Here is a 25,874-nt window from a genome sequence, read left to right as displayed (position 1 = left end):
CATGGCGGCACTCACCGTGAGCGTCGTCTCGGCCGACCGCGAGGTCTGGTCGGGCGACGCCACCATGGTCGTCGCTCGCACGACGGAGGGCCAGATCGGTGTCCTCGCGGGGCACGAGCCGTTGCTCGCGACCCTCGCCGAGGGCCAGGTCCGCATCACCCGGGCCGACGGCTCGACGGTGACCGCGGACGCCGCCGACGGCTTCCTGTCGGTCGAGCACGACACGGTCACGATCGTGGCGCGGCAGGCCGCGCTGGCGTCCTGACCGGACTGACCGTCCTCCTCCCGCCCTCGGAGACGAAGCGGGAGGGCGGGGACCCGAGCCGCACGCTCGACCTGCGTGCGCTCAGCTTCCCGGAACTGTCCGACGAGCGGGCCGCGGTGATCACCGCGGCCCGCTCCGTCAGTTCCGAGGAGGACTCCGCCCGGACGGCGTTGAAGCTCGGTCCGAAGTCGATCGCCGAGCGGTTCCGGAACCTCGTGCTGGACACGGCGCCGACGATGCCGGCGATCGACCGCTACACCGGGGTGCTCTACGACCCGCTCGACGCTCAGTCGGCGGACGACGAGACCCGTCGGTGGTGGTCCGACCACGTCGTCGTGCAGTCGGCGATGTTCGGGCCGATCGGCGCGGGCGACGCGATCCCGGCGTACCGGCTGTCGCACGACTCGCGGCTCGGCACGCTCCGGCTCGCTTCGCACTGGCCGACGGTGTCGTCCGGCGCGCTCGCCTCGCGGTCCGACGGGTTCGTCCTCGACCTCCGCTCCGAGGGGTACCGCCAGCTCGGTCCCGTGCCCGCCCTCGTACCTCGCGTCGTGAGCGTGGACGGCAGTGGTCGGCGCAAGGCGCTCAACCACTGGAACAAGACCGCGAAGGGTCGCCTCGTCTCGCTGCTCGGGCGGACCCGCGCAGACGTCTCGACCGTGGACGAGCTGGTCGCGTGGGCCGACGAACACGGCGTGGTCGTCGAGCGCACGTCGGAGGGGTGGGACCTCGTGGCCGAGTCCCTCGAGACCGTCCGCACCTGACGCTGGTCGTTCCTGCACAGGAGGGGTGTGCCTGATCGCCGTCCACGGGCGGCTGCGGACGACCGGCCTGGAGGCACGGATCGCGCTTCGATGGCGTGCATGATCCCCTCCACGACACGATCCGAGCACGACCGAGCGGTGCGCTACCCGCGTGAGATCGCTGCCGCGGTGACGCTGCGCGCGGCCTGCGCCGCCCTGACGGACGGCCCGGCCGACCGGCCACTCGCACCACTCGCCGCGGTCGCGGTGCTGACGTCGTGCGCGGCGCTGGCGACGCGCTTCGCCATCCTCGAGCACCTCGCGGACCCGAACGACCCCGACCCGCGGACGGCGGTCCCGTTCGACGCGTTCGTCGACCGGCTCCCGCCGGCACTCACCGGCGCGGGGCCGATGCCCGACCGGGCACGGTTGCGCACCGCGGGCGACCGGGCAGCCGAGGCCTGGCGGCTGTGGCGCGCCGGACACGATCCGCACGGGTGCGCCCGCGGCGCGGCGGGCGCGTTGGCGGTCGCCGCCTGGTCTGCCTGGGGCCTCGGTTCGGCCGAGCGGGCACGGACCCGGGCGGTGTACGCGCTCGAGACGGCGGCCGACGACCCCTTGGCGTCGCTCGTGCTGAGGATGGTCCGGTGCGACGTCGCGCCGACGTGGGAACGGCGATGACGCGCATGGCCGACCGCATCGTCTACGGTTGGACCAGCAGCGAGGGAGGGGCCGGGTGCGCGACGACGACACCGCTGACGAAGGACACGGCACCGCCGACGGTGTCGACGACGTCGACGTCACGGTCATCCGGCGCCGTCGAGACGCTCGCGGCAGCGTCGACACCGGTCGCGTTCACCCCGGCAACGTCGACGCCGGCAGCGACGACCCCCTCGGCGACACGGTCATCCGGTCACGCGGGCGCCGCTCGGCTGAGCCGGATGCCGACACGGTCATCCGCCCCAGGCCGGACGGCTCGGACGACCCGTTCGGCGACACCGTCATCCGCCCCAGGCCGGACGGCTCGGACGACCCGTTCGGCGACACCGTCATTCGCACCCGCAGCGGTGACACGTCCTCCCGTGCGGTACCCGACGACGACACGGTCGTCCGTCCCGCTCGCTCGCCCCGCGGCGGACCGGGTCCGGCGACGGACGACGCCGTCCGGGGCGCACCAGCGCGACCCGATGCGGACCGGGGGCCGAGCGGCGGACCGGCACCGGGCCTACAGGCCGACGCGCCACGGACCACCCGCACGCCGTCGGTCCGGATCGGCGACCACGTGCTGCGGCTCGATCGCCCGGTGGTCGTGGGCCGGAGGCCCGCACTGCCGCGGATCGTGTGCGGACCCGAGCCCCTGCTCGTCACCGTGCACTCGGCGTCGGGACAGGTCTCGTCGTCGCACGTGCTCCTGCAGGCGTCGGGCGAAGCGGCCGTGGTCGAGGACCTCCGGTCGACCAACGGGACCGTCGTCCGGCCGGTCGCGGGGAAGCCGTTCCGACTGGCGTCGGGTGGGTCAGCGGTGGTCCTGACGGGTACGGTTGTCGAGATCGGTGACGGCAACGCCGTCGAGATCCTCTCGCCACACCTCCGGGTGCCGCCCGCGGATCCCGTCCCCGCCCCGCCGGACTGGCCGTGACCGGTTCCCTGACCGCCGTGCCCCCGACCCCCCAGAGAGCGATCCAGTACACGTGACCGAACTCGGCCGAGCAGCCAACGCGCACGCCATCGACGTCCCCGGTGCCGACGGCGCCGTCCTCACCCTGTCGTGGGGAGCGGCGACCGACGTCGGACGTCGTCGCGACCACAACGAGGACAGCTACATCGTCGGCGCCCCGTTCTTCGTCGTCGCCGACGGGATGGGTGGCCACCTCGCCGGTGACCGTGCGAGCGATGCCGTCGTCCGGCGCCTCGCGCAGGTGTCGGAGCAGCCGTTCACCACCAGGCAGGGCATCCAGCGTGCGCTCCTGCTCGCGACCGCGGACATCGAGCGGGCGGCGGGCGGCAACGCGATCGGCGCGGGGACGACCGTGACCGGGATCGCGCTGGTGGCGACGGAGGGTCAGCCGGCGGCGCTCGTGTTCAACGTCGGGGACTCCCGGACGTACCGGATCGACGACGGGGTGATGCGTCGCGTGACCGTGGACCACTCGGTCGTGCAGGAGATGGTCGACGCCGGGCTCCTCCGTGCCGAGGACGCCGAGCGCCACCCGGACAGCAACGTCATCACCCGAGCCGTCGGGTTCGGTGAGCCGCCGGAGCCGGACTGGTGGACGCTGCCGCTCCGGCAGGGAGACCGCTACATCGTGTGCTCGGACGGTCTCACGAAGGAGCTCGGCGACGTCGGCATCGCGCGCATCGCGGCGCGTGTCGAGGGTGCGCAGGAACTCGCGGAGCGCCTGGTCGGCGACGCGGTCGTCGCGGGCGGCCGCGACAACGTGACCGTGGTCGTGCTGCAGGTCGACGGCGCTCCCGACGACGGCGACGTCGAGGACACGCTGCCGCGACACTGACCCCCGAACTGGGGTCGTCCGTGCTGGTGGGGTCCACAGGGTGCCCGGGTGGGCGTCGGGGGCCTTCCGTAGAATGACATGGCCGTGACGAGCGTGCCGGCCGTCCGACGGCTGGGGAGGAGGGGAGCATGGCGCGACGACTGCCGTCCGACCCGCCCGTGATCCCGGGCTTCAGCCCCGTGCACGTCCTCGGCTCCGGTGGCTTCGCGGACGTCTTCCTCTACGAGCAGGACATGCCCCGTCGCAAGGTCGCGGTCAAGGTGCTGCTGGACGAGGTCGTCGACGACCGGGTCCGCCAGATGTTCCAGGCCGAGGCGAACCTGATGGCCCGGCTGAGCACCCACCCGTCCATCCTCACCGTGTTCCAGGCCAGCGTCGCCGCCGACGGCCGGCCGTACCTCGTGATGGAGCTCTGCTCGTCGTCACTGAGCGATCGGTACCGGCGCGAGCCGATCCCCGTCTCCGAGGTGCTCGCGATCGGGATCCGCATCGGTGCCGCCCTCGAGACCGCCCACCGTGAGGGTGTCCTGCACCGCGACATCAAGCCCTCGAACATCCTCCTCACCGCCTACGGCAACCCGGTGCTGTCCGACTTCGGCATCGCCGCGACGGTGGGGGAGTCCGACCCCGACGAACCCGTCGGCATGTCGATCCCGTGGTCCGCGCCGGAGGTCCTGGGCGACGAGTCGCGCGGCACCATCCAGTCCGAGGTGTACTCGCTCGCGGCCACCGTCTACTCGCTCCTGGCCGGTCGGAGCCCTTTCGAGGTCCGCGGGGGCAAGAACGGCGCCGGCGACCTGATGAGCCGGATCGACAAGGGCGGGGTGAAGCCCACGGGGCGCACGGACGTCCCACCGACGCTCGAGCGTCTGCTCGCGGCCGCGATGTCCCGCAAGCCCCAGCAGCGTCCGGCGACCGTGCTGGAGCTCGTCCGCGGGTTCCAGCAGGTCGAAGCCGAACTCGGCATCCCGCAGACCTCGGCCGACGTCGCGGTCGAGGCCTGGGCGATCGCCACTCCGGCGCCCGAGGGCGACCGCACGATGATCCGCGGGCTCCAGCCGCCGTCCCGCCTGGGCGGTCGTCGTCGAGCGCGCCGCGCGGTGCAGGGCGGGGTCGCGGCGATCGGCGCGCAGAGCGTCGGCACCGTGCACCGCACCGGATCGACGACCCGTGCGCGACGCCGGAGCCGCTCGACCCTGCTGTGGGCGGGATCCCTGACCGTCGTGGTCGTGGCCGCGCTGGCCGTGGCGACCGTCGTCGTGGTGGGTCGGCTCGGCAGCGGAGCGATCCCGGTCGTGTCGGACGTCCGCGCCACCACGACCGCCACGTCCGTGACGTTCCGCTGGTCCGATCCCGGTCTCGACAGCGGGGACACCTACGTCGTGTCGTCCAGCGGCGCGTCGAGCCAGCAGTCCGGGACGAGCTTCGTGGTCTCCGGGCAGCGTGGCGACGAGGAGTGCATCTCGGTCGCGGTCAACCGTGACGGGAAGACCGGCGTCGCGAGTGCGCAGCGCTGCGCGACCATCGGGAGCGGCCGGTGATCCGCGGCTTCCTCGCGAAGCACCGCTCGGCGGCGATCACCACCGCAGCGTCGGTGTTGGTCGGTACCGTGGTCGCCACGGCCGCCGTGACGTCGAGCGGGTACCACACGCAGCGGGTCGACCTCGGCGACGGCACCGTGTGGGTCCCGTCGTCGCAGTACGGGGCGATCGGACGAGCCAACACCGGTGTCCTCGAACTCAACACGGCGGTCGAGACCTCCACCGACCAGTTGGCCGTCCTCCAGCGCGGCTCCACGGTCTACAGCGTCGACCAGACGAAGGGCACGGTCGCCAAGGTGGACGTCACGGACGCCACCGTGGGCGACCCGGTGACGCTGCCGGCCGGGTCCCCGCAGGTGTTCTTCGCGGGGTCGTCGGCCGTCATCGGGAACGCGGACACGGGAGAGCTCTGGACGACGCCCGCCGCGGACCTCGCCGACTTCGACGCGTCGAGCAAGGCGGACCTGACGCTCGGCGCCGACGCGGTGTTCGACGCCTCCGACGACCACGTCGCGGTCTACTCCCCGAAGACCTCGACCGCCTCCCTCGTCGACCTCGGCACCACCGTGTCGGTGGCACAGAAGTGGTCCGTCCGGATGGACGCCGACCACGACCTCCAGGTCGCGGCGTTCGGCCGCAACGTCGCGGTGCTCGACCGGACCGACGGGGTCCTCGCCATCGACGGCGACCGCGTCGAGCTGGGTGACCGGGTCGGTGCCCAGCCCGCGTTGCAGCGTTCCACGACCGACGGGGACAGCGTGGTGGTCGCCGGGACGGCCGGGATCGTCCGGGTGTCGCCGTCCGGGGCGGTCGACGCGACCCCGCTCGCGGTCTCGGGTCGAGCGGCGCGTCCCTACGTCGACGGTGCGTGCGTCTACGGTGCATGGGCCGGCGGACAGGCGGTCGACACCTGTGACGGCCGCGCGGTGCAGCGCCTCGAGCAGGCGACGAGCAGCGGTGCCCTGCAGATCCTGCACAACGGCAGCACGGTGGTCGCGAACGACCCCGACAGCGGGCGGTCCTGGGCCATCGACCGGAGCGGTCAGCTCATCGACAACTGGTCCGACCTGATCAAGAAGGACGACGACCAGCAGCAGGAGCAGGTCTCCGACGACGACCCGGAGGTCGAGAAGGACCAGAAGCCGCCGGTGGCGGTCGACGACGCGCTGGGCGCGCGTCCCGGACGCACCACGAGCCTCCCGGTCCTGCTCAACGACTACGACCCGAACGGCGACCCGATCATCGTCTCGGAGGTCGGGAAGATCGACGAGTCGATCGGTCGCGTCGCGATCGTCGCCGACGGTCAGCGCCTCCAGATCACGTTGACCTCCCGCGCTCGCGGCACGGTGAAGTTCCCCTACACGATCACCGACGGCAATGGCGGATCGGACACCGCGACCGTCACCGTCTCGGTCCGGCAACCGTCCGAGAACGACGCGCCCCGCCAGGTCCGGGACACCAGCGCGAACGTCGTGCAGAACGGACACGTCGTCTCGAACGTCCTGGGCGACTGGGTCGACCCCGACGGCGACCCGGTGTACCTGAAGTCCGCGACCGCAGCCGACGGCGACACCGTCTCGACGACCCCTGACGGCCTGCTGGACTACCGCAACAAGAGCGGACGCACAGGCGACCGTTCCGTGCAGCTCGTCGTGAGCGACGGCCAGGCGGACGGCCGCGGCTCCCTGACCGTCACGGTCGCGAAGGCCGGCAGCGTGCCGCTCTACGCCGACGCGTTCCCCGTCGCTGGGTACGCGGGCAAGGCGTTCACCGTCGACCCGCTCGACCACGTCCGGGGCGGCAACGGCACGGTGACGCTCACGAGCGTGTCGTCGTCCAAGGGCCTCACCATCACGCCGAGCTACGACTCCGGCACGTTCCGCGTGGTCGGCGCCGGCGCGGGCGACCACCAGCTCGAGTACACCGTGACCGACGGATCGAAGACGACCAGCGGCGTGGTCCGCGTCACGATCCAGGCGCCGCCGGACGCCTCGACGCCGCCGATCACCACGCCGAAGACGGTGTTCGTCAACACGCTCTCGACGAAGGACACCGACGTCACCGCGACCGACATCGACCCGGCGGGCGGCGTCCTCCTCGTCACCGCTCTCGACGCCCCCGACCGCGCGTCGGGTGTGCAGACGAGCATCCTCGACCAGCACACGGTCCGCATCACCCTCACGGCGCCGCTCGGCGGGCCCGTGACCTTCGGGTACACCGAGACCAACGGCCTGGCCTCCGCGACCGGCACCATCACGGTCGTCGAGATCCCGAAACCCGACCGGGTCCAGCCGCCGGTCGCCCAACCCGACACCGCCACGGTCCGCGTCGGCGACGTGGCGAACATCCCCGTGCTCGACAACGACACGCAGCCCGAGGGTGAGCCGCTCACCCTGCAGCCGGACCTCGTGCAGAACGTCCCGGGCGACGGCGGCCTGCTGTTCGTGTCCGGCGACCACCTGCGCTACCTCGCACCGGAGACCCCCGGCAGCTACACGGCGGTGTACCGCGTCGCCGGTCCGGACGGGCAGTACGCCGACGCCACGGTCTCGATCTCGGTCCGTGACAAGGACACGGCGACGAACAACCCGCCGGTTCCGCAGACGGTCACCGCACGCGTGGTGGCGGGCGGGTCCGTGCGGGTCTCGATCCCGCTGAACGGCATCGATCCGGACGGCGACTCGGTGCAGCTCGTCGGGGTCGGCTCGAACCCGGACAAGGGCTCCGTGAGCGACGTGTCGTCCGATTCGCTGACCTACGAGGCCGGCGACTACTCGGCGGGTACCGACGAGTTCACCTACACCGTGGTGGACGCCCTCGGTGCCCGTGCCACGGGGACCGTCCGTGTCGGCATCGCCCCTCGTGCCGAGCAGGCGTCGAACCCGGTGGCCGAGGCCGACCACGTGACGATCCGGCCCGGTGGGTCCGTGACCGTGCGCGTCCTCCAGAACGACTCCGACCCCGAGGGCGGTCAGCTCACGGTCACGAAGGCCGAGCCGACCGACGACACCGTGCGGGCGAAGGTCCTCCGCGGGCAGCAGATCCGGGTCACTCCGCCGAAGTCCGCGACGAGCGGCGACTTCGCGGTGCTGTACACGGCGACGAACGAGAGCGGCGGCTCCAGCACGGCCTTCCTGACGGTCACGGTCGACAAGGACGCGCAGCCCCTCCGTCCGGAGGTCGACGACACGACGCTCGACCTGCAGGACATCATCCGGCGGCAGAGCGTCACGGTCGACGTGCTCAAGAACGTCTTCTTCGCCGAGGGCACCGCAGCCGACCTCACCGTCGGTGTCGTCGACGGGTACGGCGACACCGCGAGGCTCACCGACGACGAGCGGATCGTCGTACGGCTGACGGACGAGTCCCAGGTGATCCCGTTCTCGGTCGCTCGGAAGGACCGACCGGACATCGTCTCCTACGGCTTCATCAACGTGCCGGGCTTCGACGACGCCCTGCCGCAGATCGACCGCACGGCACCGGCCATCACCGTGAAGAGCGAGTCGACCGTGCGGATCCCGCTGTCGGACTACGTCGTCACCGCGAACGGCAGGACCGCGACGATCACCGACGACGGCACCGTGAAGGCGACGCACGCGAACGGGCAGGACCTGGTCGTCGACTCCTCGACGCTGCAGTTCACCTCGGCGAAGCTCTACTACGGCAACGCGTCGATCTCGTTCGAGGTCACGGACGGCTCGTCCGCCAACGGGGGCAAGGGTCGGACCGCGACGCTCGTGCTCCCGATCAAGGTGCTCCCGCGGTCGAACCAGCCGCCGGCGTTCTCCGGGTCCGCTCTCGACATGGAGCCCGGGTCGTCGCGGACGATCGACCTCGCGAAGCTGACCGACTACCCCTACCCGAAGGACCTACCGGAGCTCCGCTACTCGATCGTGAGCCAGCCGGCGGAGGGCGTGTCAGCGACGATCTCCGGGCAGCGGCTCACCGTGAAGGTCGCCGACACCGCGGAGAAGGACACCACCGCGTCGATCGGCGTCGGGGTCGCCGACGACGCGAACGCCGGCCGTGCCGGGACGGTCAGCGTGGCCGTGGTCGCGTCGACACGTCCCCTCGTGCAACCCGGCGCGGACACGAGCGTCGCCAAGCGCGGTGCGACGACCACCATCGACGTGCTCGCGAACGACCAGCCGACGAACCCGTTCCCGGGCGAGCGGCTCCGCGTCGTCGACATCCGCGGACTCGGCGGCGGTCTGCCCGCCGGAGTGAGCGTGACACCGAGCGCCGACAAGTCGCGGCTCCAGGTCCGAGTGTCGGACACTGCGAAGCCGGTGGACGCCCACCTGCAGTACCAGGTCGCCGATGCCACGAACGACCCCGACCGGTACGTGTGGGGCGACGTGACGATCTCCGTGCAGGACGTCCCCGACGCGCCGGGTGCCCCGACCCGGACGGGGTCCTACGACGGCGGCCAGGTCACGCTCACGTGGTCGACTCCGCAGGCGAACAACTCGCCGATCACGGGCTACCGGGTCACCGGGACGAACGGCGTCTCGAAGGACTGCGGGACCGCGACGGTCTGCCAGGTCAAGGGTCTCGACCCGAAGGGCTCCTACCGGTTCTCGGTGGTCGCGACGAACGCCGTCGGCGACAGTGCGCCGTCGACGCAGTCCGTGCCGATGAGCGCCGACTACGTGCCCGCCCCGCCGACGGGCATCACCGTGAAGCCGAACCAGGACACGCCGAACCAGCTCGACGTGAACTGGAACGCGGTGCCCGCTCCCAACAACGGGAGTGCGGTGGACAACTACGTCGTGACGATCAGCGGTCCGGGCATCTCGACGACGAAGAGCACCGGCACGTCGACGAGCACGTCGTTCGGGGGTGCGCAGAGCGGGGCGCAGTACACCGTGACGGTGTCGGCGCGGAACGGGGCGGACCGGAACAACACGGTCGTCCAGTGGAACGAGGGAACCGCCACGGGCGTCGCCGTCGGTGTCCCGGGGAATCCGACCGGAGTGCGCGCGACCGGTAGCAGGACAGCGAACAACGACGGGAACGCTTCCGTTCAGATCACCTGGACTGGCGCTGATGCAGCGGGAGGCAATCCTCCGACCTTCGCCGCCTACTCGGCGACGAACGACCCTGACTGCTCGGTGTTGCGGACTCGGACGCCGCTCCAAGGTGACCCACCAACAGATCCCGATGTGCAAGGGACGAGTGCTCGGTACGCAGTCGTCGCCTGGAACGGCTACTTCTGCAGCGCAACCTACGTGACAGCTCAGACCTTCCAGCGACCCTCGAGCACCCCGCCCGGGAGCGTCGTGCTCCAACAGACGCAGAGGGACATGTGGCTGGTGCGGATCACCGCTCCGTCGCAGGCTGCCGACCACTATCGCCTCGTCACGGACGACGGCACGGTCTCGCTGCAGCCCGGTGCTTCGTGGGTCGGCTCTCCAGGGAGCGAGTTCGGAGTCGCCTCGACGGTGACCCTCAGTGCATGTGGTGGTCCCGACGACTCCTTCTGCGCGACGGCCGCGAATTCGTGGACCACGACAGCAGCCGCAATGAGGACCGATTCATCCGTCGGTATCGCACAAGTGGGCACGGCGCTGACGGTCAACGGCCCTGCGAACGGGAGTGCTGTGGCCGTGTCGTTCACGGCGATCTGGTACCTCGACGACAACGGGACGGCCAGCCCGCTGATCGGAGGCCGTAGCGACCCCTGGACTGGGACCACCGGCCCGGTCGTTCCGGCATGGGCGAAATCTGTCCGGATTGAGGTGACGGCAAAGGTCATCGGCAACGACGCGCTGTCCACGACCGCCCACTCCGATCTCGCGCAAGTCACGCCGCCAAACAACCAAGACCAGTCCGGCAACTGAGCCCAGCGCCGATCACGCCCTACGCTTCCCAGTAGCGCGACACGACCCACGACTCACCACCGAAGGAACGACCCCGCATGAGCATGACCTCGGAGCAGGCCACCTGGTTCGCCGACGCCGCCGGCCGCATCGTGACCAACATCGAGCAGGTGCTCCTCGGGAAGACCTTCGTGATCCGCCTCGCGGTCACGGCGATGCTCAGTGAGGGCCACCTCCTGCTCGAGGACGTCCCCGGCACCGGCAAGACGAGCCTCGCCCGGGCCATGGCGCAGAGCGTCCAGGGGTCGACGAACCGCATCCAGTTCACGCCGGACCTGTTACCCGGCGACATCACCGGCATCAGCGTCTACGACCAGCGCACGCAGGAGTTCGACTTCCACCGCGGCCCGGTGTTCTCGAACATCGTGCTCGCTGACGAGATCAACCGCGCGAGCCCGAAGACCCAGTCCGCCCTCCTCGAGGCGATGGAGGAGTCCGCGGTCACGGTCGACGGGGTGAACCACCGCCTGGCTGCACCGTTCATGGTCATCGCGACGCAGAACCCCGTCGAGCAGGCCGGCACGTACCGTCTGCCGGAGGCGCAGCTCGACCGGTTCCTCATGAAGGCGTCGATCGGCTACCCCGACCACGCCGCCACGGTGAAGATCCTCGAGACGTCGTCGGCTCCTTCGGCATCGGTGCCGCTCGCGAGCGTCGTCCCCGCGGCGACGATCACGGAGATGGCCGCCCTCGCGCGGTCGGTCCACGTCGATGCGGTGATCGCCGACTACGTCGCCCGCCTGGTCGACGCGACGCGCTCGGCCAGCGAGGTCCGTCTCGGCGTCAGCGTCCGCGGCGCGATGGGCCTCATGCGTGCCTCGCGCGTCTTCGCGGCGCTGAACGGTCGGCACTACGTCACGCCGGACGACGTGAAGGCCCTCGCGGTGCCGGTGCTCGCGCACCGTCTGGTGCTCGACGCCGAGGCCGAGTTCGACGGCGTCAGCGCGAACGCCGTCGTGTCGCAGCTGCTGGTCGAGACGCCGCCACCCGCGGACCGGGTCTCCTCGTGACCGAACGCCGGCCCGTCTCGACGCGTTCGCGTCGCCCAACCTCGACGCGGTCGCGTCGGGGCGCGGGCGCCTACGAGCGCACCGGGACGGTCGCCGGCCTGACCAACGTCCGGACGCGCCTGGTCGGCGACCGCGAGGGCGTGGCAGCGGACGCGGTCGTCGGCTTCGTCCAGGTCTGGGCATCGGCCTGGAGGCTCGTCAAGCGCGCCTGGGGCGAGGTCTCGTCCGTGGTCACCGGCTTGGGCTGGACGGTGGCGGTGCTCACGCTCGTCGCGTTCGTCGCGGGGTACCGGCTCGGCCTCCGCGAGGTCGTCGTCGTCGGGTTCGCCGGAGCGCTGCTCGTCGTGGTCGCGGCGATCGCCCTGATCGGGCGTTCGCGGCTCCTCATCCGCATGCGGCTGCCCCAGCACCGGGTCGCGGTCGGGGACCCGGCCGGCGTCGTCGTGACAGCGGAGAACCCCGGTCGCCTGCCGTCCGTGCCGACCACGGTCGAGGTCCCGGTCGGTCCCGGGCTCGTCGACGTGGCGATCCCTGCGGTTCCGGCGAAGGGGGCGTTCGAACGCGAGGTCCCGGTACCGACCACCCGCCGTGGGGTGCTCGACGTGGGGCCCGTGACCGGTGTGCGCGCCGACCCGGTCGGGCTCGTGCGTCGGGAGATCGTGTGGACGGCGCGGGAGCAGGTCATCGTGCACCCCCGGACGATCGCGATCCCCTCGACGAGCACGGGTCTGGTCAGGGACCTCGAAGGCCAGGCGACGACGGACCTGTCGCCGGCCGACATCGCCTTCCACGCCATCCGCGAGTACCTGCCCGGCGACGACCCACGCACGATCCACTGGAAGTCGACCGCGAAGTCCGGCGCGCTCATGGTCCGACAGTTCGAGGACACACGGCGCTCGCACCTCGTCGTCGCGCTCGGGGTCTCGCGGGCGGAGTTCGCGGACGGCGATGAGTTCGAGCTCGCGGTGAGCGCCGCGGCGTCGCTCGGCACCCGGGCGATCCGGGACGGCCGCGACGTCACGGTCGTGGTGTCGGAGCGCACGCCGGAGTTCGCGAAGCGACCGGTGTACGCCGTGCACCCGCTGCCGACGGTGACCCCCACCCGTCTCCTCGACGACTTCGCGCGCGTCGGCCTGGCCGAGGCATGTCTGCCGATCGCCGAGGTCTCCCGCATCGTGGGCACCGACACCGCGGGCATCTCGGTGGCGTTCCTCGTGGTGGGGTCGACCGTCGAGCTGCCAGCGCTCCGACTCGCGGCGACGCGGTTCCCGGTGGGGGTCGAGGTCGTGGCGGTCATCTGCGAGCCCGAGGCCCAGCCGCGCTTCCTGCGGGTCGCGGGCCTGACGGTCATGACCATCGGGTACCTGGACGACCTGCGCCATGCGCTGCACCGATCGGCTGCCGCATGAGCGCCACCGCTCCTGCTCCCGCGCCGCCCGCGGTGCGCGTTCGAGGCTCAGCGCGTCGCGATGCCCGGCGAAGTGCTCGCCGGATCTCCGCGCTGCGGTTGGTCGGTGGGACCCTCGTGGTCTGGCTGCTCGTCGCGGTGGCGAGCGTGTCGTGGTGGCCCGTGTACCGCGACGGTGCCATGGTCGTCGCCGCGGTCACGGCGATCGTGGCCGGCACGCTGGTCGCGCTCCTCGGCGCCGCGTACCGCCTGACGTCCCCGGTCATGGGCATCGCGACGGTCGCGGCGTTCGCGCTCACCGGGGTCCCCGCCGCGGTGCCGGGCGAGGCGAACGGGGTCCTGCCCACCGGTGGGGGGCTGCTCGACCTCTTCGCCGGCGTCGCCCTCGGCTGGAAGCAGCTGGTGACCATCAGCCTGCCGGTCGGCTCGTACGAGGCGTTGCTCGTCCCGTACTTCGTCACGGCACTCGTCGTGACCGTGACCGGCGTGAGCGTGGCGACCCGTGCCTCCCGGCAGGAACTCGGCGCGGTCGCGCCGCTCGTCCTCTTCGTCGTCGGGATCGTGGTGGGGCCGAGCCGCCTCGACACCTCGGTCGTGACGGCGGTGTCGCTTGCCGGCATCGCGCTGGTGTGGGCACTGACCGCGCGGCACGCGCGTCGGGCCGTCGCGGTGGCCTCGACCATCGGTGCCCGCGTCCCGATCGCTCGGTCGGTGCTCCGTCCGGCGCTCGTCGGGACGGGCACGATCGTGGCGGCCGCCGTGGTGGCGACCGGTCTGGGCCTCGTCGCGCCGCCCTCGGTCGGTCGTACGGTGGCGCGGACCGACGTGGTGAAGCCGTTCGACCCGCGCGACTACGTGAGCCCGCTCAGTGGGTTCCGGGCCTACGAGGAGACCAACGAAGCCGATGCTGCGCAGCTACGGGTGACCGGGCTGCCGGAAGACGGCTTCGTCCGCATCGCGACGCTCGACACCTACGACGGTGTCGTGTACAGGGTCGGCGGATCGGACGGAGCCTCGGCCTCCGGGACCTTCGAACGCGTGCCGACCTCGGTCGACGTGCGCGGTGTCCGCGGCACGACCGTCCGTGTCGGGGTGACGGTCGAGGGGTACCGCGGCGTCTGGCTGCCGACAGTGGGCGACCTCGAACGGGTCGACTTCTCGGGGCGACAGGCCGACCGGGACCGCACGTCGTTCTTCTACAACGCCTCGACCGGGACCGGGGCCGTGTTGGGCGGGGTGACGGAGGGGACGACCTACGACCTCACCGCGGTGCTGCCCAATCAACCGACGGAAGAGCAGCTCTCGTCGGCGCGGCCGGGCTCGGCGGACGTCCCGGCGCTCCAGGGCGTGCCCGACGCGGTACGGGACACCGCGGACGCGTACACGGACGCCGCCGGCTCGGACGGCGCGAAGCTCGTCGCGATGCTGCAGGAGCTCAAGCGCACCGGCTACGTGAGCCACGGCGTGGGCGACGACCGCGCGAGCCGATCCGGTCACGGCGCCGACCGGATCACCGAGCTCCTCACGTCGCCGCTCATGGTCGGCGACCAGGAGCAGTACGCCGTCGCCGCCGCACTCATGGCGCGGGAGCTCGGGTTCCCCGCGCGGGTGGTGCTCGGCTTCACCGAGGGCGGTGACTCCGGTACCGGGTCGTCCTCGACCAGCGGGACGACGACGTTCCGCGGTTCGGACGTGACGGCTCGGATCGAGGTCGACACGGCGCAGTGGGGGTGGGTGATGCTCAACCCGAACCCGACGGTCCGCAAGATCCCGGACGCGCAGCAGGAGACGCCGAAGCCGGTCACACGCCCGGAGACGGTCGTGCCGCCGCCTCCCGCGGACCAGCAAGACCAGGACCAGCAAACGCCCCCGCAGAGCGACCGCGACACACCGTCGGTGCAGCCCCTGTGGTTGCAGATCCTGCTCGCCGTGCTGCCCTGGGCACTCGGTGTCCTCGGACTGGTCGCGCTCGTGCTCCTGCCCTTCGCCGCGATCGTCCTGGTGAAGCGTCTCCGACGGCGGCGACGACGACGTGCCCCGTCGCCGCGCGCAAGGGTCGTCGGCGCGTGGGACGAGTACCGCGATGCCCTGGTGGACCGTGGACACGACGTCGAACCGTCGGCGACGAGGCGTGAGAGCGTCCGGGGAGCGCCGGGGGAGGGCGGACCCGGACTCGCCGCACTCGCGGACCGCGCGGTGTTCGGGCCGAGCGACGTCGACGCGCCGACCGCCGACCGGATGTGGGCCGCGACGGACGAGGCGATCTCGAGCCTCCGCGCGGGACGGAACCGGCGAGAGCGCTTCCGGTCCGCAGTGTCCCTCCGGTCGCTGCGGGTCGCTGCAGCCGGTCGGGGCGCGGTGACGGGCATCGTCGGAGCCGTCGGCTCGAAGGGTGGTCGAACGTCACGTGACTACGATGGCCGGAGGCCGTTCGGACCTCGTGGACGCCAGCGCGAGGGTGGTCGGCCGAGTGAGGACAGAGGCACCACGTGATCAGATGCGAACACTGCGGCTCGGCGCTCCCGGACGGAGCGATCTTCTGCGGTGAGTGCGGACGTGCGGTGACGGCATCGGCGAGCCGACTCCCGGCAGCCACCGCACCGGTCGAACAGGCACCGCCGCCGCCGCTCCTCCAGCCCGACGTGCACGGCCGTCGCCCGGACCCTGCTGCGGACGCCTGGCTGCCCGAGGCGACCCTCGACCCGGCGACCCGGGCGTGGCTGACGGGCTCGCACCGCGAGGACGAGCAGGCATCTGCGCCGACACCGGTCCACCGTCCGGACGACCCAGCGCAGCGCTCGGTGCCGACCGATCCGTACGCCGCCGGCTCCGGGCCGACGCCGTGGACGCCGACCGCCGGCGGCGCCTCGATCGACGAGCCCCCGCTCGACCCGGACGCCTTCGCCTCCCGGCCGACGACCGGCCCCACCGACGACGATCCCGAGGTCACCCGGGTCGCTGAGCGCGCGCGGCGCGGCGCGGTCGCGGACGGCACGGCACCCCAGGCGCCGACGGCCCCGCCGACGGCACCCGTGTGGGAGTCACCGGTGCAGCAGGACGCTCCGTCGTGGCAGCCGCCTGCTGCTCGGGAGGCCGCCCCGGCACAACCGTCGACACCGTCGTGGTGGATCGGACGGTCCAACTCGGCCGCCCAGAGCACCCCGACCGAGTCGTCGACCGACGTGGCGCACGCCCCCGGGGGCGGCACGGACGATGCGCCCGAGCACTCCGACGCCGCCGCGGACAGCCAGCGCGCGACCCTTTCCGACGACGGGAGCGGGGGTACGCAGGGAGAACCTGAGCGTCCCGCGCCCGTGGCGTCCCCGCCGCAGCCCGGGGACACTGCCGTCGTCGAGCCGTTGGTCGACCGACGGCCCGCCCCGCAGCGACCCGCCACCCAGCGGCCGACACCGCTCGTCAGCCCCGGGAGCGCCGGAGCCACCTGCCACGTGTGCGGCCACACGCTCGAGCCCGACGACATCTTCTGCGGCGAGTGCGGCGCCGTGCGCCCCGCGGTGACGGCAGCGTTCACCGGCCCGATCGTCCCGCTGCCCGTCGCTCGCCCGGACTGGGCCGCAGACGGTGACGAACCCGCCGACGCGGGCGACACCGTCGCCGAGCACGACGAGGTCGCGACCGGAACGGACACCTCGACCGGCACAGCGGACGGTTCAGCGGACGTGGTTCACGACCCGGCCGTCGCCGCTGAGCCATCGCTCGGCGGTTCACCTGCGGACGACGACGACCAGCTCTTCCGCGCCGCCGTCCGACCGCGCGGACTCCATGCGGCGCCGACTCCGGACGGCGACACCCCCGACGTGTCGGCGACGGCAGGACCGGTCGCCACGGACGGGCAGACCCCGACCTCGGCTCCGTTGCCGCCCGTCCCCACGGCCGCGCCGCTCCCGCCCATCCCCGGGCTGCCGGAACCCACGCCGACGACGCAGCTCCCGGCGACGCCGCTCGGCCGCCCGGTGGTCCCGTCCAGCGCCGGTGCCGAACTCGCCGACGGTGACGCTCCCGACGACGGTGACGCCCCCGACGACGGCCTACCCGACGGCACGGCTTCCGACGACACCACTCACGACGCCAGTGCACCCGACGAGGAGCCGGACGTCGACGAGACCCGGATCGTGTCGAAGACCCCGACCCACGCGCCCTTCGTGCTGCACTTCAGCACCGGGGAGCGCTTCGGCGTCCACGGCACCGGACTCCTCGGCCGCCTGCCCCGCCCGCAGCCGGGTGAGCGGTTCGACGACCTCCTGACCGTCCACGACCCGGGCAAGTCGGTGTCCAAGACGCACCTCGAGCTCGGTCGCGACGGTGGAGACCTCTGGGTGTCCGATCGTTTCTCCGGCAACGGCACCGTCGTGCGGCACATCGACGGGTCGATCCGGCGCTGTGAGCCCGGACGCCGCTACCGGGTGGAGCGCGGTGCCCGGGTCGACATCGGGGAGCAGTTCTTCCTCGTCCAGTAGGCCCCTCCTGCACCGGAGCGGTCGGTCGGTCCGGCCTCCACAAGCCGTTCGCGGAGCGTTCGACGACGGACGGTGCGCTGGTGCGATGGGGGAGTGGAACTCCTCGTGGCGCGGACCGTGCTCGTTGTCGGCGCGCTCGGGCTGGTCGCCCTCGGCGTGCTCGCGGCGACGTCCGGGGTCGCTCGCGCGGCGGCGATCGGCGCCGGGCTGGTCCTCGCGTTGTTGGATCGCGCGCTGTGCCGCGGTGCCCGGGCAGCGCCGAAGCCGGAGGTGACCGGATGGTCGGCTGCGGTGTCGTCGACCAGCGCCGGACCGACACCTGACGAGCCCCGGGCGTCAGCGGACCCGGTCGGAACACTCGCCGTCGACCACGAGCGATCGGTGCTCGTCGGGCACGCGCTCGGCGACGCTCGCGCCGTCCGGACCGATGCGCCGCACGTCGTCGTCGTCGGGCGCGGAGCCCTCGCACGAGCGGTGTTCGGCGCCATCGCGGTACAGTGCCGCGCCGCCGCGGCCGAGGTCCGGGACAGCGACGACCTCCCCGGCGGGCTCACGGCACCCGGGGACGGCACCGCGGTGGTCGTCTGCACCGACGCGCGGACGGGGTCGAGGCGGACGGTCGTCCTCGTGGCCGAGCACGGTCACGTCCCTTCACGAGCGGACCTCCTGGTCACGGTGGGGTGCACCGGCTGCACCGCGCGGACGGACGACGGCCGCGCGGTGCGGATCCTCCCGGTCCTGCCGAGCGTCGAACCCCCGGCAGTGCCGAGCAGAGCGGACCGGGACACGCGCGAGCGCGCCCGACGGCGCCCGCATGCTCGGCTCAGCGCAGGCCGGCTCCGACGCGGACGGCCCCCACCGGAACACCCCCGCCGAGCACCTGCTCACCGGTCGCCGCCATGACGCCGGCGACGCCCTCGGTGCTCACCAGGCCGTTGCGCTCGAGCAGCGTGAGTGCGGCCAGCGTCCCCGCACGCTGTGCCCCGTCGAGGGTCTTCACCGCGACGGCCGCCCCGCCGGGCAGTCCCATCACCATGACCCCCTCGGCGCCGAGCTTCGCGAGGACCCCCAGCTGCTCGATGGTCACCGTGTTCGCCCGACCCACACCGTCGATCGCCCACGGGTGTGCCAGCACCGCATCGGTCAGGGCCGCCGAGTCGTCGTCGGCGCGGGCCACCACGGCCGCGAAACCGCGGGCGAGGCCGGTGAGCGTGAGCGGGAAGACCGGGGCGCCGCACCCGTCGGTGCCGACGAGGTCGACGGTCTCCGAGGTGTACTCCTCGACGGTTGAGCGGACCAGGCGCTGCATCGGGTGGTCGACGTCGAGGTAGGTTTGCTCGTCCCAGCCGTTGACGCGGCAGGCAGCGAGCATGGCGGCGTGCTTGCCCGAGCAGTTCATCGCCAGGCGTCGTGGCTGGTCCATCGTGCGGGCGGTCGCCCGGTCGAAGGGCATGTCTGGCGGGCAACCGAGGTCCGCCTCGACGTGGTCGAACGACTCGAGCATGTGCTGTGCCACGGCCTGGTGCGCGACGGTGCCGGCGTGGCTCGCGGTGGAGAGCACGAGTTCCTCGTCCGAGAACGACGCGCCGGCACGTCGGACCGCGAGTGCCTGGAACGGCTTCATCGTCGACCGCGGGTAGATGCTGGCAGCGACGTCACCGACCGAGTCGATGACGGTGCCGTCGGCCGCGACGACCACCCCCGCGCCGACGTGGCGGCTCTCGTCGAAGCCGTTGCGGTCGAGGACGGCGAGTTCGACGGATCCGTCGGCGGTGAGAGGATGGCGCTCAGTCATGCCGCAATGCTAGAGCGCGCGGCCAGGGTCACCAGAGCCACCACCGCCACGAGGAGCCACACGTGTCCGACCACTCCTACGTCGTGTCCGTCCGTTGGACCGGGGACCGCGGCTCCGGGACGAGCGGCTACCGCGACTACGGTCGCGACCACGTCGTCTCCGCCACGGGCAAGCACGACCTCGCCGGCTCCGCCGACCCCACCTTCCGCGGCGACCGCGACCGCTGGAACCCCGAGGAGCTCGTCGTCGCCGCCCTCGCGCAGTGCCACATGCTGAGCTACCTGCACGTCGCCGTGCAGCAGGGCTTCACGGTCGTGGCCTACGAGGACCGCGCGACCGCGAGCCTCAACCTCAACCGCGACGGCTCCGGGGAGCTCACGGAGACGACGCTGCACCCGGTCGTGACCATCCGCGAGGCAGACCGGGTCGAGGACGCCGCCGCAGCCCACGCCGAGGCCAACCGCCTGTGCTTCATCGCGCGCTCCGTTGCGTTCCCCGTCCACCACGAGCCCGAGATCCGGGTCCTCGCAGGGGACTCATCGGCGGGTGCGGCAGACTAAGGTCCCGTGAAGCGTCTCCGCCTGCTCCCGATCGCCCTGGTCCCCGCCGTCGTGCTGGGCCTCGCCGCCTGCTCCGGCTCCGGATCGGGGAGCGCCTCCTCGTCGCCGAGCGCGACGTCCAGCGCGAGTGCGAGCGCCGCCGCGATCACGTCCTGCCCGGACCCGGGCAAGGCGTCCGACTCGGTGAAGGTCTCCGGTGCGGTCGGCGGCGGGACGGCTCCGAAGGTGTCGTTCGCCAAGGGCCTCAGCGCGTCGGAGCCCCAGATGACGGTCGCGGTCAAGGGCGACGGCGCCTCGCTGAAGTCGGGCGACTACGCACAGGTGTCGTACAGCGTGTACCAGGCGAAGGACGCGTCCAAGCTCGGCAGCGTCGGCTTCGACACCGGCAACCCGCAGGCCCTTTCGGTGGGCGGAAGCGGGTTCGGCGCGATCCTCGCCTGCTCGAAGGTCGGCGATCGCGTCGTGACCGTCGGGCAGTCCTCTGCGATCGGCTTCAACACCGGCGGGGACGTCGTCGTGGTCGCGGACATCGTGTCGAAGATCCCGACCAAGGCCACCGGCACCCCGCAGCAGCAGGACCCGGCGCTGCCGACCGTCGAGGACAAGGCCGACGGCGAGCCGCAGATCACGGTGCCGTCCGGTGCGAAGGCTCCGTCGAAGACCGAGGTCGAGGTCCTCAAGCAGGGCGACGGCCAGGCCATCAAGGACGGCGACACGGCGCTCGTGCAGTACAAGGGCGTGACGCTGCAGGGCGGCAAGGAGTTCGACTCGTCGTGGTCGAAGGGCGTGCCGACCACGTTCACGGTGTCCGAGGGCCAGCTCATCAAGGGCTTCGTCACCGGGCTCGTCGGCCAGAAGGTCGGCTCGCAGGTGCTCATCGTCACGACGGCGGCCGACGCCTACGGTGCGAACCCGCCCGAGGGGTCGGGCATCCCGGCGAACGCGCCCCTCGTGTTCGTCGTGGACATCCTCGCCCTCGGCTGAGTCGACCGCCATGCAGCCGGCCACCGAGCAACCCGCCACCGAGCAACCCGCCACCGAGCAGCCCGCCAAGCGCCGGATCGTCATCCTCGGCAGCACCGGATCGATCGGCACCCAGGCCCTCGACGTCGTCGAGCGGAACCCGGACCGCTTCGAGGTCGTCGGCCTCACCGCGGGCAGCAACCGCGACATCGTGGCGCAGCAGGCGGATCGCTTCGGCGTCCGCGACACCGCCTTCGGCGCCGAGGACTCCGAGCGCCTCGTCCGCAGCGTCGAGGCCGACGTGGTCCTCAACGGGATCACCGGGTCGGTCGGTCTCGGCCCGACCCTCGCCGCCCTCGATTCCGGCGCGACGCTCGCCCTCGCCAACAAGGAGAGCCTCATCGTCGGCGGTCCGCTCGTGCAGGCGGCCGCGCGCCCCGGGCAGATCGTCCCGGTGGACAGCGAGCACTCCGCGATCGCGCAGGCGCTGCGCTCCGGCTCCGCCGACGAGGTCCGCCGCCTCGTCCTCACCGCGAGCGGCGGCCCGTTCCGGGGACGCTCGCGTGCCGAGCTCCGTGACGTCACGCCCGCGCAGGCGCTCGCCCACCCGACGTGGGACATGGGGCTCGTCGTCACGACGAACTCGGCGACGCTCGTGAACAAGGGTCTCGAGGTCATCGAGGCCCACCTGCTCTTCGACGTCCCCTACGACCGCATCGACGTCACCGTGCACGCCCAGTCGATCGTGCACTCGATGGTCGAGTTCGTCGATGGCTCGACGATCGCGCAGGCCTCCCCGCCCGACATGCGGCTCCCGATCGCGCTCGGTCTGGCCTGGCCGGACCGGGTGCCCGGCGTCGGCGTGCCGCTCGACTGGACCACCGCGAGCACGTGGACGTTCGAGCCCCTCGATGCGGACGCGTTCGGCGCGGTGGCGCTCGCGAAGCGCGTCGGCGAGGCCGGCGGCACCTTCCCGGCGGTGTTCAACGCCGCGAACGAGCAGGCCGTCGCAGCTTTCCACGCGGGTGCGATCGGCTTCCTCGACATCGTCGACACCGTCGAGCGGATCGTCGACGAGCACGCGATGGGGGAGTCCTCCCTCGAGGGCGTGCTGGCAGCGGAGCGCTGGGCGCGCGCCGCAGCGGACCGCGCGCTGACGCGCTGACCCGCACCGTGCCTCCCGGCTGCGACGTCGGCGGGGCAGCACCGGAGGTGACCGACCCTGCCTGGAGGCACGGTGAGCCTCTCAGAGAGCGCTCGGCTCCGTCTTGGGAAGCGTCCCGTACCCTTTCCCGGTGACCGTCGAATCCGTCCTGCTCTTCGTCCTCGGCGTGGTCGTCTTCATCGTCGGCCTGCTGGTCTCGATCGGACTCCACGAGCTCGGGCACCTCTCCTTCGCGAAGCTCTTCAACGTGAAGGTGACGCAGTACTCGCTCGGCTTCGGCAAGGCGATCTGGTCGTTCAAGCGGGGCGAGACCGAGTACGGCATCCGCCCGATCCTGCTCGGCGGCTACATCTCGATGGTCGGCATGCTCAAGCCGCGGGCGTCCGGGAGGCCGAACGCGATCACGAACACGGGCATGTACGGGGCGTTCGTGCAGGACGCCCGGCAGGCCAGTGCCGAACAGATCGCGGAGTCCGGCGGGGACGACTCGCGGGCGTTCTACCGACTGACCCCGTGGAAGCGGATCATCGTCATGGTCGCCGGCCCAGCGATGAACCTGGTCATCGGGATCGTGCTCTTCGGCGTGCTGCTCTGCGGCTTCGGGGCGCCGACGACGACGTTCACGTCGAGCGTCGGTTGCGTGCTGCCGAACAGCCAGACGACGACGTGCACCTCGGGCGACGCGGTGTCCCCGGCGAAGCAGGCGGGCATCGAGTCCGGTGACGTCGTGCTCTCGGTCGACGGGAAGTCCGACCCGACCATCGCCGAGGTGTCGTCGGCGTTCCAGAAGAGCGCCGGCAAGGAGCTCACGGTCGTGGTCGAGCGGGACGGCGAGCGGAAGACCCTCGAGATCACGCCCGTCCGCGCCACGCGCGACGTCTACCTGTCCGACGGCACCGTCGCCAAGAACGAGGACGGCACGACGAAGACGCAGCAGGTCGGTGTCGTCGGCGTCAGCATCGGCCAGTCGCTCGTCCGGCAGTCGCCCGCCGCGGTCCTCCCGGCGACGGGCGCGCAGATCTCCGCGTCCGCGCACCTCATCATCGACCTGCCGCAGCGCTTGGTCGCGGTGTGGAACGCGGCGTTCGGCTCGCAGGCCCGGTCGCAGGACAGCCCGGTGTCGGTCGTCGGCGTCGGCCGTGCGATCGGCGAGGTGTCGTCGATGTCCGGCGTGCCGGTCGTCGACAAGGCGTACACGATCCTCGGCCTGCTCGCGTCGCTGAACATCGGCCTGTTCGTCCTCAACATGGTGCCGCTCCTGCCGCTCGACGGCGGGCACATCGCGGGTGCGCTGTGGGAGGCCGTGAAGCGCCGGTCGTTCAAGCTCGTCGGCAAGGCGGACCCGGGTCCGATCGACCTCGCGAAGACGATGCCGCTCACGATGGTGGTCGTGGTGCTCCTCGCCGGGATGAGCGCCCTGCTCATCTACGCCGACATCGTGCGCCCCGTGAACCTCTTCGGGTAGCGACGGCGCCGCGGCCGCGCACTACGCTTCCACCCATGAGCACTGCTCCGGAAGTCCGCACGGTCGAGCGCCAGGGGACCGACGTCATCGCCGAGGCCGACCGGAAGGGCACGCCCCGCGGGCTGTTCTGGCCGTGGTTCGCCGCGAACATCTCGGTGCTCGGACTGAGCTACGGCTCGTTCGTGCTCGGGTTCGGCATCTCGTTCTGGCAGGCGACGATCATCACGGTCGTCGGCGTCGCGTTCTCGTTCCTGCTGTGCGGCGTCGTCGCCATCGCGGGCAAGCGTGGGTCCGCCCCGACGATGGTGCTCAGCCGTGCGGCGTTCGGTGTCCGCGGCAACCGGTTGCCGTCGTTCCTGAGCTGGGTGCTCACGGTCGGGTGGGAGACCGCGCTGGCAGCCCTGGCCGTGCTCGCCACGTCGACCGTGTTCCGTGAGCTCGGGTGGGACGGCGGCGTGCTGACGAAGGTCGTCGCCCTCATCGTCGTCGCCGCGCTCGTCGTCGGTGCCGGGATCGCTGGCTTCGACGTCATCATGCGGCTGCAGACGTGGATCACCGTGATCACCGCCGTGCTCACGGTCGTCTACGTGGTCCTCGCGGTTCCCTCGATCGACTTCGCCGCGATCGCCGCGCTGCCGGCGGGCAGTGTCCAGCAGGTCATCGGGGCCCTCGTGCTCGTGATGACCGGGTTCGGCCTCGGTTGGGTCAACGCAGCCGCCGACTACTCGCGGTACCTCCCGCGGACGGCCTCCACCCGCGGGGTGGTCGGATGGACCACGTTCGGCGGGGCCCTCGCACCGGCGCTCCTGGTCGTCTTCGGCGTCCTGCTCGCCGGGTCGTCGAAGGAGCTGAACACCGCGATCCAGAACGATCCGATCGGCGCGCTCACGACGATCCTGCCCGTCTGGTTCCTCATCCCGTTCGCGGTCGTCGCGATCCTCGGCATCGTGGGTGGTGCGGTGCTCGACATCTACTCGTCTGGGCTCGCGCTGCTCAGCGCGGGCGTGCGCATCCCGCGGCCGGTCGCGGCCGGGGTGGACGGTGTGGTGATGGTCATCGGAGCCGTGTACGTCGTGTTCTTCGCCGGGACCTTCCTCCAGCCGTTCCAATCGTTCCTGATCACGCTCGGCGTCCCGATCGCGGCCTGGGCCGGGGTCTTCGTCGCCGACGTCCTACTGCGCCGCCGTGACTACGCCGAAGCCGAGCTCGAGGACCGACGCGGTCGCTACGGCGACGTGCGGTGGAGCGCGGTCGCCCTCATCGTCGTCGGGACCGCACTCGGCTGGGGACTCGTCACCCTGTCCGGGCCAGGGTGGCTCGCCTGGCAGGGGTACCTGCTCGGGCCGTTCGGGCTCGGTGGCCGTGAGGGCGCGTGGGCGTACGCGAACCTCGGCGTCCTCGTCGCGCTGCTCGTCGGCTTCCTCGGCACACTCCTGTTCTCGGCCGGAGCCGTGCGCCGCCAGGAGGACCGCGCATGACGGTGACCGACGACGCCTGTCTCGTCGTCGTCGACATGCAGGAGGTCTTCACGGGGGAGAGTCCCTGGGCTGCACCGCGGTACGCCCACGCCGGGATGGCGATCGAGCACCTGCTGCCCCGCTTCACCGGTCGGACCGTCTTCACCCGGTTCGTCGCGCCCGAGCGGCCCGAGGGTGCGTGGGTGCCGTACTACCGCGACTGGCCGTTCGCCCTCGTGCCCGACGCCGACCCGCTGTACGCGCTGACCGAGCCCTTCGCGACCGCAGCTGCCGACCGCGGCGACCCTGTCGTGACGGAACCGACGTTCGGCAAGTGGGGGACGGGCCTCCAGGCCGTCGTCGGCGACCACCCGCACCTGGTGCTGACCGGTGTCTCCACCGACTGCTGCGTCCTGTCGACCGCGCTCGCGGCGGCGGACGCCGGTGCGAAGGTCACGGTCGTCGCGGACGCCTGCGCGGGTGCGAGCGACGAGGACCACGAGCGTGCTCTCGCGGCGATGCGGCTGTACGCGCCGCTGATCACGGTGGTCGACTCCGCGAACGACCTCTGAGCGCGGCCGACGTGACGGGCGTCTGCGCGCAGCTGACGCCGCCCGCGTCCCGCCTGT

At 72.1% G+C, this 25,874-nt stretch carries 19 protein-coding genes; 17 read left to right on the top strand and 2 right to left on the bottom strand.

Annotated elements, in window-relative coordinates; translation table 11 throughout:
* Position 1: 1 nt before the first annotated feature.
* The 11 genes from ACRQ4C_RS10105 to ACRQ4C_RS10055 all read left to right on the top strand — a co-directional run bounded on the left by ACRQ4C_RS10105 (position 2) and on the right by ACRQ4C_RS10055 (position 17,840).
* On the top strand, positions 2-265 hold the full coding sequence (locus ACRQ4C_RS10105; RefSeq protein WP_022905158.1) for a F0F1 ATP synthase subunit epsilon: 264 nt from the start codon (positions 2-4) through the stop codon (positions 263-265).
* Positions 262-1,029, top strand: a complete 768-nt coding sequence (locus ACRQ4C_RS10100; RefSeq protein WP_439690895.1) for a YaaA family protein — start codon at positions 262-264, stop codon at positions 1,027-1,029. Before ACRQ4C_RS10105 ends, ACRQ4C_RS10100 begins: the two co-directional genes overlap by 4 nt.
* A 99-nt stretch (positions 1,030-1,128) precedes the next feature.
* Positions 1,129-1,689: a hypothetical protein gene (locus ACRQ4C_RS10095; protein WP_439688569.1), complete on the top strand. Its 561-nt coding sequence runs from the start codon at positions 1,129-1,131 to the stop codon at positions 1,687-1,689.
* 55 nt (positions 1,690-1,744) lie between these two features.
* On the top strand, positions 1,745-2,647 hold the full coding sequence (locus ACRQ4C_RS10090; protein WP_439688568.1) for an FHA domain-containing protein: 903 nt from the start codon (positions 1,745-1,747) through the stop codon (positions 2,645-2,647).
* A gap of 52 nt (positions 2,648-2,699) precedes the next feature.
* Positions 2,700-3,521 carry a PP2C family protein-serine/threonine phosphatase gene (locus ACRQ4C_RS10085; RefSeq protein ID WP_439688567.1) on the top strand — a complete coding sequence of 274 codons (822 nt, stop codon included), beginning with the start codon at positions 2,700-2,702 and terminating at the stop codon, positions 3,519-3,521.
* A 128-nt stretch (positions 3,522-3,649) separates the two neighbouring features.
* Entirely contained in the window at positions 3,650-5,062 is a 1,413-nt protein-coding gene (locus tag ACRQ4C_RS10080) for a serine/threonine-protein kinase (protein WP_439688566.1), read from the top strand.
* Entirely contained in the window at positions 5,059-10,905 is a 5,847-nt protein-coding gene (locus tag ACRQ4C_RS10075; RefSeq protein WP_439688565.1) for an Ig-like domain-containing protein, read from the top strand. The genes ACRQ4C_RS10080 and ACRQ4C_RS10075 overlap by 4 nt, the downstream gene beginning before the upstream one ends.
* Before the next feature lie 77 nt (positions 10,906-10,982).
* Positions 10,983-11,954, top strand: a complete 972-nt coding sequence (locus ACRQ4C_RS10070; protein WP_439688564.1) for an AAA family ATPase — start codon at positions 10,983-10,985, stop codon at positions 11,952-11,954.
* Positions 11,951-13,363: a DUF58 domain-containing protein gene (locus ACRQ4C_RS10065; protein WP_439688563.1), complete on the top strand. Its 1,413-nt coding sequence runs from the start codon at positions 11,951-11,953 to the stop codon at positions 13,361-13,363. The genes ACRQ4C_RS10070 and ACRQ4C_RS10065 overlap by 4 nt, the downstream gene beginning before the upstream one ends.
* A gap of 116 nt (positions 13,364-13,479) precedes the next feature.
* Positions 13,480-15,855 carry a DUF3488 and transglutaminase-like domain-containing protein gene (locus ACRQ4C_RS10060; RefSeq protein WP_439688562.1) on the top strand — a complete coding sequence of 792 codons (2,376 nt, stop codon included), beginning with the start codon at positions 13,480-13,482 and terminating at the stop codon, positions 15,853-15,855.
* Entirely contained in the window at positions 15,852-17,840 is a 1,989-nt protein-coding gene (locus ACRQ4C_RS10055) for a zinc-ribbon domain-containing protein (RefSeq protein ID WP_439688561.1), read from the top strand. The genes ACRQ4C_RS10060 and ACRQ4C_RS10055 overlap by 4 nt, the downstream gene beginning before the upstream one ends.
* A 336-nt stretch (positions 17,841-18,176) precedes the next feature.
* On the opposite strand, the gene ACRQ4C_RS10050 is transcribed toward ACRQ4C_RS10055, so the two are convergent.
* Entirely contained in the window at positions 18,177-18,479 is a 303-nt protein-coding gene (locus ACRQ4C_RS10050) for a hypothetical protein (protein ID WP_439688560.1), read from the bottom strand.
* Between the two features lie 184 nt (positions 18,480-18,663).
* Positions 18,664-19,635 (bottom strand): asparaginase, encoded by a 972-nt coding sequence (locus ACRQ4C_RS10045; RefSeq protein WP_439688559.1) that lies wholly within the window; start codon positions 19,633-19,635, stop codon positions 18,664-18,666.
* Between the two features lie 62 nt (positions 19,636-19,697).
* On the opposite strand from ACRQ4C_RS10045, the gene ACRQ4C_RS10040 reads away from it, so the two are divergent.
* The 6 genes from ACRQ4C_RS10040 to ACRQ4C_RS10015 all read left to right on the top strand — a co-directional run bounded on the left by ACRQ4C_RS10040 (position 19,698) and on the right by ACRQ4C_RS10015 (position 25,817).
* Positions 19,698-20,195, top strand: coding sequence for an OsmC family protein (locus ACRQ4C_RS10040; RefSeq protein WP_439688558.1), 498 nt, complete (start codon positions 19,698-19,700; stop codon positions 20,193-20,195).
* A gap of 6 nt (positions 20,196-20,201) precedes the next feature.
* Positions 20,202-21,179: an FKBP-type peptidyl-prolyl cis-trans isomerase gene (locus ACRQ4C_RS10035; RefSeq protein WP_439688557.1), complete on the top strand. Its 978-nt coding sequence runs from the start codon at positions 20,202-20,204 to the stop codon at positions 21,177-21,179.
* Between the two features lie 10 nt (positions 21,180-21,189).
* Positions 21,190-22,323, top strand: a complete 1,134-nt coding sequence (dxr, locus tag ACRQ4C_RS10030; RefSeq protein ID WP_439688556.1) for a 1-deoxy-D-xylulose-5-phosphate reductoisomerase — start codon at positions 21,190-21,192, stop codon at positions 22,321-22,323.
* 130 nt (positions 22,324-22,453) lie between these two features.
* Positions 22,454-23,788 (top strand): M50 family metallopeptidase, encoded by a 1,335-nt coding sequence (locus tag ACRQ4C_RS10025; RefSeq protein ID WP_290131591.1) that lies wholly within the window; start codon positions 22,454-22,456, stop codon positions 23,786-23,788.
* 35 nt (positions 23,789-23,823) lie between these two features.
* The gene (locus ACRQ4C_RS10020) at positions 23,824-25,266 is read left to right on the top strand and encodes a purine-cytosine permease family protein (protein ID WP_439688555.1); all 1,443 of its coding nucleotides are present in this window, start codon (positions 23,824-23,826) and stop codon (positions 25,264-25,266) included.
* Positions 25,263-25,817 (top strand): cysteine hydrolase family protein, encoded by a 555-nt coding sequence (locus tag ACRQ4C_RS10015; protein WP_439688554.1) that lies wholly within the window; start codon positions 25,263-25,265, stop codon positions 25,815-25,817. Before ACRQ4C_RS10020 ends, ACRQ4C_RS10015 begins: the two co-directional genes overlap by 4 nt.
* Positions 25,818-25,874 lie beyond the last annotated feature (57 nt).

The sequence above is a fragment of the Curtobacterium sp. SP.BCp genome, from assembly GCF_051903255.1.
Taxonomy (GTDB): domain Bacteria; phylum Actinomycetota; class Actinomycetes; order Actinomycetales; family Microbacteriaceae; genus Curtobacterium.
The sequence above is the reverse complement of the archived record's forward strand: the minus strand, read 5'-3'. Positions and strand labels throughout refer to the sequence as shown.

What these genes read in the sequence shown, in the direction of transcription:
- ACRQ4C_RS10105 (WP_022905158.1), top strand. Translation starts at nt 2, where the DNA reads ATGGCGGCACTCACCGTGAGCGTCGTCTCGGCCGACCGCGAGGTCTGG.
- ACRQ4C_RS10095 (WP_439688569.1), top strand. Translation starts at nt 1,129, where the DNA reads ATGATCCCCTCCACGACACGATCCGAGCACGACCGAGCGGTGCGCTAC.
- ACRQ4C_RS10080 (WP_439688566.1), top strand. Translation starts at nt 3,650, where the DNA reads ATGGCGCGACGACTGCCGTCCGACCCGCCCGTGATCCCGGGCTTCAGC.
- ACRQ4C_RS10070 (WP_439688564.1), top strand. Translation starts at nt 10,983, where the DNA reads ATGAGCATGACCTCGGAGCAGGCCACCTGGTTCGCCGACGCCGCCGGC.
- ACRQ4C_RS10045 (WP_439688559.1), bottom strand. Translation starts at nt 19,635, where the DNA reads ATGACTGAGCGCCATCCTCTCACCGCCGACGGATCCGTCGAACTCGCC.
- dxr (WP_439688556.1), top strand. Translation starts at nt 21,190, where the DNA reads ATGCAGCCGGCCACCGAGCAACCCGCCACCGAGCAACCCGCCACCGAG.
- ACRQ4C_RS10020 (WP_439688555.1), top strand. Translation starts at nt 23,824, where the DNA reads ATGAGCACTGCTCCGGAAGTCCGCACGGTCGAGCGCCAGGGGACCGAC.
- ACRQ4C_RS10015 (WP_439688554.1), top strand. Translation starts at nt 25,263, where the DNA reads ATGACGGTGACCGACGACGCCTGTCTCGTCGTCGTCGACATGCAGGAG.